The sequence below is a fragment of the Pseudoalteromonas amylolytica genome, from assembly GCF_001854605.1.
GTDB lineage: Bacteria > Pseudomonadota > Gammaproteobacteria > Enterobacterales > Alteromonadaceae > Pseudoalteromonas > Pseudoalteromonas amylolytica.
Map to the genome: position 1 here is coordinate 304,784 of NZ_MKJU01000027.1, position 11,156 is coordinate 315,939.

An 11,156-nucleotide genomic window follows, 5' to 3' on the forward strand; every position below is an offset into this window, starting at 1 on the left:
ATAACCCCTATTATGAATTTTTAACTTTTGCGTTTTTAAACATTTGCAGCGTTTGTTTTGCAGCCGTTAGCCTAAATAAAATAGCAAGTGCTATATACATTACTATCGAGACTGTACCGAATAAGAGCAGTTCAAACCATGCGCTGAAAGTCACATATTGTTGTAAACACCATACAACTATGCCGGTAAACATAGCGATAAATAAGCTGGGCGCAAAGTCAGAGAATTGCTCTCTAAGTGGGTAATCAACAAGGCGATTTGCAAACATAACACTTGGAAAATAAACGATATACTGACTGGCAAGTTGCCCAAGGAGTATCGCTATGACTCCTTTTTCATAGGTGAAAAATAGTGCCGTCAGACCCAATAGTACTTTGCACAGCTCTACATATAAGAACCAGTCACTGCGACCTTTTACTTTCATGATATTGATATTGATTGAAGCAAGTGGGATAGCGATACTGGTTAAGCACATTATTTGCAGGTATGGTACTGCTGGCAACCATTTTGGAGGTAATAATGCTTCAAAAATTAGATTTGCCAATGCACACAAAGTAATCAACACAGGGAAAACTAAAAAAGTCATTATCGACATGACTCGTTGGTAGCCGTTTTTCAATCGGGTAATATCGTTTTGGATGGAAGACAGAGCCGGAAAAGTCACCGTTTGAATAGAATTTATTAGCTGTGAGACTAATAGCTCTCTAACTCTATCGGCAAAGAAATAAAGCCCTGCAACCCCTGCTGTCAGGACTTTTGCAATCACCATAACAGTGAAGTTCTTATAGAATGTATCTAGTATGCTAGAGAGTAAAATTTTATACCCATAACTATAGATCTCTCGTAGTGATACCATGGAAAATGATAGGCTTGGACGCCATTTACTCTGCCACCAAAGGAATGTAGCAGTTAAAATAGCGGTGATTAGAATCTGTGCTATTAGCGCCCACACACCGAACCCCATATAAGCGAGTAAAACGGCACTGACACCTGATATAAATACAGCAGGAAAGTTGGCGCGCAAAATCAGTTTAAATTGCATTTCTCTTGACAGCATGGCCATTTGTACAACATGCAGAGAATTAAAAATTAATGACAGCGAACTAACTCTAATCATTAGCGTTAGCTCCTGTTTTTGATAAAAATTGGCAATTACGGGGGCACAAAAAAACAGTAGGGTGACGGAAAGTATTGCAACCGCTAGGCTGACAAAGAAAGCAGTATTTGTATCTACTTGAGTAAGAGTTTCTTTTCGTATTAGAGCTGAACGAAAACCCGACTCCATTAAGGTTTGGCCCAAGGTAAGGAATAGTGCCATCATAGCTACGAGGCCATATTCATCAGGTGTAAGAAAGTAAGCCAAAACTAAAGTGACAAGTACAGTAATACCTCGTCTTGCCAGCTGCTCAACAAAACTATAAATCACACTAAAAAGCGTTTTTTTCTCTAACATCAAATGGTTTCACTAATAATTTTAAACGCCGTTGAAACGCCGTCCATGTTTGCCTTTCTATGGTTTGCAATTTGAGTTCTTGTCAAGAACCATAAGGGGAAAATATACAGTACCGATATCGTGAAAGTGAATATTGGATAACATTATCGCCGTATGAAAGAGGAGTAACTATGCTCCAAAACTCCCGCCTTTGACGGCCACTAAAATAAAGTAACAAGGTCTATTATTCACCCTACTGTACAACTAATGTTCGTTGATAATGACCTCAACCTATATTTGGGTTGGACATAAACATCAAAAGCTTGGAATTGTACAATACTAACTTGTGTTACACCAGTTTGTAGGCAAACAAAACTGTTCGAATACTAATATTTCGATCTCTACATTTGGTTTGTTGGGTACGAAGTTTTAGTGAAGTCATATTTGTATCTAATCAAGCAAGTTAAAGCGATTCTATTACTTCTAGAGATGGCCAAATTTTTTGTGGCACTACAACTACAAAACCGTCTATCAAACTTACATGAAAAATTCGTCACTTAAGTTCTGAATTTATAACTTGAATATTCAATTTGTTAGCAGATTAAAAGGGCCTTAGTGAGCGGCCCTTTTATATGTGATTAGGTGTTACTTTCACTTGCTACATTATGTTAATGCATCATTTAACAATCAAATCTTCGTCAACCAAATAGATGCTATCAGGGTTGGTCAGTGTAAAGACTTTCACCGCCATGGTTTTGCCCGCAGCGTTTTCACATTCAATGATTTGGTATAGAACAGGCTGGCCAGCATAGTAGTTATCGATGGTGATATTGGTCATGAACACATCTGAATGAAAGGGGCCAACTCGGCCTTCGTTGTGGAACAATCCAAGCTCTACGCCACGGTTAGACAAAGTCGTGCAGCGGCTACCGTTACTTTGATTGTTCACGCTTATTTTGCTGGTTACTTCATAGGCGCTGTGATAGCCATAGGTGTTGGGACGATGAATAAACCCGCCTTTTGGTTCAACACTTATTTGCCAATCTACCACGGGGGCACCTGGGATGTTTACAATGACATCATAGTCTTCGCCCTGGGTGTTTGTACAAGAGACTCGTAGCCGTTTGTTTTCCTGTAAATACTGCTCTGGGATCTCTGCATTGGCCTGTTGAATAGCAACACTTGCTTGTACATCAGAGATATAGGCGTGTGCAATATGCTCTTCAGTTGACTGGGCGTAAACATTACCATATTGGCACGTGTCGCCTTCATTACGAGGGTGCAAATAAACATTCAACTGGTGGGCAAATTCGCTGGTGATGATAGCCGATGCAATTGGCCCATAGCCATATTCGGTGACACGTTCAAAGCCATCGGTATCAAATGCTTGTTCAGGTAATGCGAGCGTGCCTGTCGATGCTGTTAAAGCGACTACGGCGGTGAATACATTTAACTTTTTCATACAATTTAATCCTTTTGTGTTTCATAAAAGTTGACTAGTGAGTTCAAAACTGAGCTCTCCCTTGCTTAAGCGAGATGATCATAGGGATAAATGACAGCGCTGACAATGTTGAAATGTGAATTTTTAATGATATAAATCAATGTATTATGATATTCATATTTTTAGTGTTCTATTTATATCACAATGTGAAATACACTCGGATAATGCGCTATGAAGCACTATTGTGTGACGGGGGATAACCATTGAAGTTCTTGTTAAATTGATTGGTGACTGAGCGGTTTCAGTTGATTGAGAATGAGCTGATGGCAGCGGTATGTTGCTCAATATATTGTTTAATTTTGTTGATACTGTTGATGATTAGCCGCTAAAGTAGAGTTTACAGGCCAATGTTTGGAAGCGTTATGAAATTACCTATTTATCAAGTTGATGCCTTCACCAATGAGCGGTTTCAGGGCAACCCTGCTGCGGTGATCCCGTTAGATGACTGGTTAGACGATGCGTTGTTACAGAAAATAGCGCAAGAGAATAATTTGTCAGAAACGGCATTTTTTGTACACGCAGAGTCGGGTTACGAACTGCGCTGGTTTACACCCAAAGATGAAGTTGACTTGTGCGGACACGCAACCATGGCAAGTGCCCACGTGTTGTATGAGCATCTAGGTTACGAGCATGAGTCGATATCATTTCATACGCGAAGCGGTGTTTTGGAAGTGTGTAAAACTGCACAAGGATACAGCATGAACTTTCCTGCTGCTGTGCTTGAAGAGATCACCGCACCTCTATCATTGGTTGGTGGCCTTAAGAATGTTGAACCAAAACAAGTTTTTACTGCATTTGACTATATTGTGTTACTCGAAAATGAGGCACAAGTCAGAGCACTAGAGCCAGATTACAATACTTGGCGCAACTTGGATTTACGCGGGGTTGTGGTAACTGCACCGGGCGATCAGGTTGATTTTGTAAGTCGCTGCTTCTTCCCCAATTTGAGTGTGGATGAAGACCCAGTGACGGGTTCAGCCCATTGTGAGTTAGCACCGTTTTGGGCGCAAAAGTTGGGTAAAAATAAGCTATCGGCGACACAAGCATCATCGCGCGGTGGCACTATTTTATGTGAAGTAAAAGGGGAGCGGGTGACCCTAATCGGTAGTGCGGTAGATTTTATGAAAGGTGAAATCATTTGTTGGTAAATAAAACCGCCAGCGTTTGGGCTGGCGGTTGATGTTATCACGCGTTATTTACTCGCTTTGTACTTCAGCGTTACGTTTGCATAAGGAAGAATGCCGCGTAAACCAAAGTGCCATACACCAGCTTGTGGGTTGTCTAAGGTACACGTCTCGTTGCTACCCCATAGATATGGACGGCAGTCATATTTGAAGAAGTGTGTTTTCTTAGCACGACGAACATACAAGTCGGCTTCGCCTTCACCACTGATGCTTACCTCAAGGTTTTTATACCCTTCAGGTAGTTCGATTGAAAAACGTTGCCACCAGAACCAGCCAGCAAGAGCACTAAACTCGCCTTCAATGATATCTTGCTTAGATTGAGTCTTAAGCTCAATCACAATCGGATCGTGATCAGATGCGCGGTAAGCGTGCTCAGCGTATAAGCTTGCTTGATGCTTCTCTGATTTGTATTCCGTATTGTAGTCAAGTGCAACAGGCTCATCAGCATTGATATGCCAATCAGCGATGTCTACTACTTTTTCCATCATAGATTCGCTGGCAAAGGCATGGTCTAAGCTACCGATACGACCTTGATATACGTATGAGTAATCAGTGGTGCTTTGGTGTAGCTGCTTTTTAATATCTTGATAGCCTTGCTCAACGTAAGCGCGGATAGGATCTTCTTGACCATATGCGTTCATGTCGCCAAGAATGATTGTATCTGGGTCGTCTTGGCCTGTCGGTTTTGTATCCAACCAGCCCGCAAGCACTTTAACCGCATCAACACGAGTTTGGTTCCAACAACCTTGACCGTCATTCTGGTCCTCGTCTAGGCCTGTTGCCTTTGAACAGCTACCTTTTGAGCGCAGGTGAGCAACAACAAGGTTAAACGTTTCATTACTTTGCAAATCAGTAAAGGTTTGCATTACTGGTGGGCGGTTACCATAGTCAAATGGTACGGCTTCAGTAAATGCAGCGGTGCCGATTTCTTTTACTTTGTTGCTACGGTAAATAATGGCAGACATGATGGCATCGCCACCTACTTTTTCAGTGCCTAGGTCTACGTATGCATAGGTGTTTTCGCTGTCTTGTGCGTTCAATGCAGCCGTTAAGTCAGCCAGAGCACTTAGCTCGCCAAAGCCATCGTTTTCCATCTCTAGAATACCGAATAAATCAGCATCTAGTTTTAGCATAGCTGTCACTGTTTTGGCTTTTTGGCGTTCAAACTCTTGTGCGTTATCTGCACCACGTGGGGTTGGGAATCCAGCGCCCTGACCATCACCGTTGAAGTAGTTAAGCACGTTAAAGCTTGCGATACGTAAATCGCCACGCGTTGTTACTTCAGGCACTTCTGTACGCGGGTTTGCAGAGATAAAGTTGGGTTGAACTGTAGGTTGAATACGATATTGACCGTAACCATAGCCTAATACACCTTGTACATTGGTTACCTTGTCACCCAAACGCAATGTATTGTAAGCGTCAAGCTCAGGAGTTGGATAAGGGATCACCTCAGGGTTTTGTGCAGATGAGCCATCGTCTAGCAAAATCTCTTTTTGTTTGTTTTGCGCTTCAACCGCGTTTGCTGCATCACCTGGTAATGCAATTTGCGTTGACTGGTACAAACGCTCTGTACCTAAGCGAACTTCACCATAACGCTTCAGGCCGTATGTATCGTTTACAACTAGCTCGTTGCTCACTTCAACTATCATGCCTTCTACAGACTCAAGACCCGCTTCTAACGGTAAGGTGATTAGCGTAGCAGGTACAGACGCAGATGAGCCACATACCTTCAATGTTGTGACTGAGCTTAGTTGAGTTTGGCCGTATTTCTCTTCTACTTTACCAAGTACTTTTACGATATCTCCGTTGTTTACAGCGCTACCGGTGTAATAAACGAAAATACCTTCAGAGGTTAATACGTCATTATCTTGGTCATTTAACTCTTCTTGTAAGAAGAAACCTTTTAACTGGTCATCACCTTGTAATGAAGAGGTGACCACACCTTGCACTTCTACAATTTCGCCAGTTAGCGGGCTTGCATCAGCAGTACCTTGTATTTGGCTGATCAACACATTGTTTTGGTCGCAGATCAGATCTTCAGGCTCTGGTGGTAATTCATCTGAGTGTACACCAATGTTTGAAAAGTCATCTTTTGCATTGGCAAGCCACTGTGTTGACGGTAAGAATGCGTCGCTGGCATCCGTGTCACCGGTCATGAACTGTGGTTTGCGAACAAGGCTTTTGTCCTGTGTGCTCGCATCGCCATCAGACCAGCTTGAGCCAGGGTCTACGCCAATTTGGCCTAAGCTGTCGATGATGTTGCCTGCTTTTACAAGCACAACCGCGTCGTCACCATTAAACCAGCTGCCACCAGAGAGCAACTGAGCCTTAGCGCTAAGCGCCTCAGTGGCACTAGAGTGCGCAACAACATAGGTAGATTTACCTGCTAAGCTCCCTTCTAAAGCAATAGTGCGACCAGCATCGGTGTTGCCATTGAAGTAAAAAGAAAGTGCATAGTCAGCTAAATCAATGGCTTGTTCACTAGTATTGTAAACTTCTACTGCCTTGTTGTAGCTGCTACCTTCGACATATTCAGAAATGATTAGCTCTGCATGAGCTGGGATGCAAGCCGCTGAGATCAGGGTTGCTAGAATTGTTTTCTTTAACATTTTATTATAGTTCCCGTGTTTAGCACTAATCTAGTGTGTTCACTAGATTTGGATATTCTACTCTATTTTTATTGCATTTGTGTTTAAATATTTTCATATCCAGCATATTTAGGATGATTAAATGTGAATTTTTCTGTTTCTTTTAAAGGGTTACAGGGTAGGGGGATACTGAGGTTTAGTGATGATTTGGCAACTAAAGGGATACTTTGGTTAACATTTGGCCCGAAATAAGGAGTGCATGTGCGATGCTTATAACATCGCACCTTGATAGCTCATTACTTTAGAAATAAGCATTGAACGCCACTGAAACTAAGTCACCCTGATCACTATTAGAATAATAAGCGCGTAAGAAATACGTGTCAGAGAAAAAGTACTTTGCATCCAACTGCAAGTCAGAGTCATTTAGCCCCGCACCGACCGCAAAATTGGTGTTGAAGTAATAGCTCGCCATAAATGCGGTTACTGAATCGCTTTCGTCGCCATCAGAATGACTGGCATCCAAAGCAAAGAATGCTCCGCCATGCAGCTTTTTAAAGTAGCGGGTTGAAACTGTCCAGTAGTCTAAATCATCTTGCATATCCAACGTTACGCCCAAATAGTCAGACTCGTTGATTTGATGGTTATACTGAGCTTTTAGCCAAAACGGATCTGAGTCGTTCTCACGTACATGTTTGGTAATTGATAGCTTGAGCGCGTCATTATAAAGGTAGCCAAACCCTATGGCATGATTGCCTTCTTCTCCTAAGTCTTGAACTTGCGCATTGACAAACCAGTTGTTGTAAAAGGCCTCACCCGAAAGTCCAAAATAGTTATCAAAGTCCGTATCGGTATAACTGGCACTGACTTTTGAATCAGTGTCTAAATATCCAAAGTCATCCCATACGCCGGTATTTTGTTGTGGTGCAAAATAATAGCTACTCGACAGAACCATCGCATCAAGACTATTTTGCTCGGCGTGACTGAATTCAGCGGTGTTAAACCATTGCTTATCAGAGGTGTTTTGTGTTGCTGCAAACGTACTAAGCGGCAGTAACAAAGTACAAAGAGGTAACAGGTAACGCATACTGAGTGTTCCTTACATAGTTAGGCAAATAATAACGTGGGCTAATAAGGCTTACCCTGATTTTGTGCGTACCTTATAAACCTTTAAGGCTTAATACAAGCTTAAAGATATTACAGTTTTTGGTAGAAATAAGCAGTTGAATCAGTAAGTTGAATTGAAGCTTAATTGTGTTCAAAATAGATGCGATAGGTTGCAGACCAAATCGGGAAATCAACATCCATAAGATAGCAGACAAAATGCTCAGCATTGAGATTCGCATAATTAAGTAAGTACTCTACCTTTGCCTGCATTTTCATATCTTGGTTCAATAGGTTATGTGGATTTTGCAGGTTGATCACGCGAAGCTCTGGAAAGTCGGGTAGGCGTTCTGTCCACATATCACTGGCGTTTAACTTTCCTTCCTCAACCTTTTGATTGCCATGATAACAACCAACATTCACATTGCTGCTTCTATCTATTGCTTTGTCGACCAAAACTAACAGGGTTAGACGCTTGGTAGGATTTTTAATTGAGATACTGGTAGAGCTACATTGGCTTTTATGTGTCAGAGGATTAACCAATTCATCTGGGTTGTTAAAAATGAAAGTGGCATCAAAGCGGGGTGCATCGGGTAATTCGTCAAACACGATCCCTGAGTTACTTGGTGAGTAACTACTGTATGCCTGATCTAACCCAGCCGTTGAGAACTCACTGGCGATCCCTATGGTAAATTTATTCGAGTGGATACGACTCGCCAGGGTTAATAACTGGGGTTGCGTGAAATCAGTTGGGTGTGGATGCGTGTAAAACTGTACAAAGGGTGGTGCGCCGCGTTGACGTTTAATACCCGTTTTGCTGATAAGTGCTATCTCTTGTAAAAAGTCAGCTGAGGGACTTTGACGCGTTAAAATATAGCTGCAAAATATGTGCTCAATGCTAAATCCCAGTAATGACTTTGCTGCGTAATATAGTTGCGCGCGTTTATCTTGTTGATGAGGAATTTCATCAACGTCAGGTTCATGCAGGCTTTGTAGCTGGCGTTTCAGATCTGCGTGACTACTGGCATACATTTTTATGCTTTTAGCAAACAAGTGACATACTTGCTGAAGTTGCTGGTGGTTCGAAGCGCTAATGTGTGCTTGTAGTTTGCTGGTGAATTCTTCTAAGGCTTTAATACCGGGTAATTGCAATAGGACTAGCTCGCCCGTTGCTGCTTTTTTGGCATTGAAAACACGCTGACTATTTGACCTGTGGTAGTCCAAAAATTGCGTTAAACCGTTGATAGTGTGCGCTTGTAACGGGAGTTCGGCAAAAGCCGCATTAAGGGTTTTTTTAATTCGCTCACCTAATCTGGTAAGTTCACTGGCGGTTTGCTGATTAAGTCCCATGATATCAAGTCGTTATTTTAATATAAAAGTTAGATTACATGGGACTTAGGTTTTTTTAAAGTCCGGTCGAGAAATTAAAAATCAATTACATGCCGCTGCAAGAGCCAACACGTACCCAAGGACCCCAAGGACCTGAAGACTCTGGGTGTTCACCCTGTACCCACCAGTTTGCACGGTACACACTACCATTTACGTGTGCCAGTGAACCTGATTGATATACGGTTTGTGCAGACCAAGCATCAATGCCATTACAGTCACCAGTACCACCATCCGTTACTGACACAGATTTTGTCACAGAGGTTGTTTGGTTGTTGTTGTCTGTTACTGACAAGGTTACTTGATAGCTGCCAGCTTGTGCGTAAGTGTGGCTAGGAGCAAACGTTGAACTACTGTTTCCATCCCCAAAGTTCCACTGTACAGCAACAATGTTACCGCTACTATTATTGCTAAAGTTTACGTTCAAGCCTGACACAGACGCACTGAAGTCAGCGACAGGTGCTGATGCGTCACCACACGCTTGACCTTTTTGCCATACGCTTGGGTACATATCAGGTTGAGCACCTTGTGACCACCAGATTGCTGTGTATTCATATCCGTTAAAGCTTACTTTATCGTTTAGTGCATACGCTTTAGATGCGCTCCAAGCTTCAACACCATTACAGCTACCAGGATCGCCCCCATCGGTTACACGTACTTGTTTAGAAGTGGTGTTCGTCTGACCTTTGGTATCTGTTACTGTCAGTTGCACGTTATAAGTACCCGCTTCACTGAACTGATAAGTTGGGTTAGCTTGTGTTGAAGTACCACCACGGTTGTCACCGAATTTCCAGCTATGGCTACGAATGCCGTTATCGTCACGTGAGCGGTCGGTAAAGCTGACAGATAGTTGGTCAACAGAGAAGTCAAAGTCAGCGACAGGTGCGCCATCATCTGGGTCTGTGTTTCCAATACCTGTTTTTGCTTTGATCCAGTCTAAATAGCTGGTTGTTCTGGTAAATGCTGTTGCGCCCTGACACGCAATACCCCAGCTTACAGTACCAATGCTGTAGAATTCATTGCCAACGCGCACTGCGTATGGGCCACCACTGTCGCCGTTACATGCTGAAACACCACCTTGACCGCCACCACATATCACAGAGCTAGGAATGCTATAGTTTAGCTGGCTGCTACAAGTAGAGTTGCTGATAACCGGTAAATCTACTTCACGAAGTACGTCACTTGGGCGGCCTTGGTTCGACGTTAACCCCCAGCCTGATACGGTCACATCATCACCAACTGAAGCGTATTGTTGTTCAATTTCGCGTGTTGCAAGTTTTGCAGGAGTGTACTGGCTGCTAGCTGGCGATGCTAAACGTAATACCGCAATATCATAACCTGAACGAATACTGTTCGCACCACGCCATTGTTCATGACTAATAATCTGAGATACACGTAATGTTTGACCATCATTACGACTGATAGAGTGTGCGCCAACACGCACCGTTAAACCACTTGTGGTTGCGTTATCGAGACAGTGTGCAGCTGTTAATACCCAGTCTTGACTAATCAATGTACCGCCACAGCCCTGACGGCCATTCATTAACAGTGCAACTTGGTAAGGTCTTGATTGTGGCTGGGTTTCTGAACCACCAACAATGCTTATATCGACGTCTGTATGTACTGGTGAGTTGGCCATCAATACTGGTGAAGAAAGCGTTCCTAAAACTGCTAAGGTTATCGTTGTCATTTTTAGATTGTTCATGTTGTATCCTTGTTGTTACTCGTGAATGAGTAATCTAGGAATAATCTGAGATACATTTTGGATCAATAGCAAGATTAAAAGTTAACCATGGTATGACCAGTTTTTTTGTCGGCAATTGAAGCAATAAATTCACCTAAATTAGTAACTTATGCGTATTGAATTATTTACAAAAACTATGTAAATGAATGTAAATATGTTGGCTTTTTATTATATTTGAATGAACTTTTTGTTTAATTGTGGAAAGTGGGTGTAGTTAATG

Annotated in this window: 7 protein-coding genes; 1 reads left to right on the forward strand and 6 read right to left on the reverse strand. The window is 42.4% G+C overall.

The annotated features are described in order from the left end of the window. Positions 1-10: 10 nt before the first annotated feature. Both BET10_RS13385 and BET10_RS13390 read right to left on the reverse strand, forming a co-directional pair. A complete protein-coding gene (locus BET10_RS13385; protein ID WP_070986084.1) occupies positions 11-1,453 on the reverse strand; it encodes a lipopolysaccharide biosynthesis protein in 1,443 nt (480 codons plus the stop codon). A gap of 655 nt (positions 1,454-2,108) precedes the next feature. Then, complete coding sequence (locus BET10_RS13390; protein WP_070986085.1) at positions 2,109-2,894, reverse strand: hypothetical protein; 786 nt, start codon at positions 2,892-2,894, stop codon at positions 2,109-2,111. Between the two features lie 401 nt (positions 2,895-3,295). Here BET10_RS13390 and BET10_RS13395 point away from each other — a divergent pair, with 401 nt between their 5' ends. Beyond that, on the forward strand, positions 3,296-4,081 hold the full coding sequence (locus BET10_RS13395; RefSeq protein ID WP_070986086.1) for a PhzF family phenazine biosynthesis protein: 786 nt from the start codon (positions 3,296-3,298) through the stop codon (positions 4,079-4,081). A 44-nt stretch (positions 4,082-4,125) separates the two neighbouring features. Here BET10_RS13395 and BET10_RS13400 read toward each other — a convergent pair whose 3' ends face one another. The 4 genes from BET10_RS13400 to BET10_RS13415 form a co-directional block, all read right to left on the reverse strand. After that, on the reverse strand, positions 4,126-6,726 hold the full coding sequence (locus BET10_RS13400) for an ExeM/NucH family extracellular endonuclease (RefSeq protein ID WP_070986087.1): 2,601 nt from the start codon (positions 6,724-6,726) through the stop codon (positions 4,126-4,128). 280 nt (positions 6,727-7,006) lie between these two features. Next, positions 7,007-7,789, reverse strand: coding sequence for a putative porin (locus tag BET10_RS13405; RefSeq protein ID WP_070986088.1), 783 nt, complete (start codon positions 7,787-7,789; stop codon positions 7,007-7,009). A 161-nt stretch (positions 7,790-7,950) separates the two neighbouring features. Continuing rightward, positions 7,951-9,156 (reverse strand): hypothetical protein, encoded by a 1,206-nt coding sequence (locus BET10_RS13410; protein WP_070986089.1) that lies wholly within the window; start codon positions 9,154-9,156, stop codon positions 7,951-7,953. 85 nt (positions 9,157-9,241) lie between these two features. Then, positions 9,242-10,897, reverse strand: coding sequence for a trypsin-like serine protease (locus BET10_RS13415; protein WP_070986090.1), 1,656 nt, complete (start codon positions 10,895-10,897; stop codon positions 9,242-9,244). Positions 10,898-11,156: the final 259 nt, after the last annotated feature.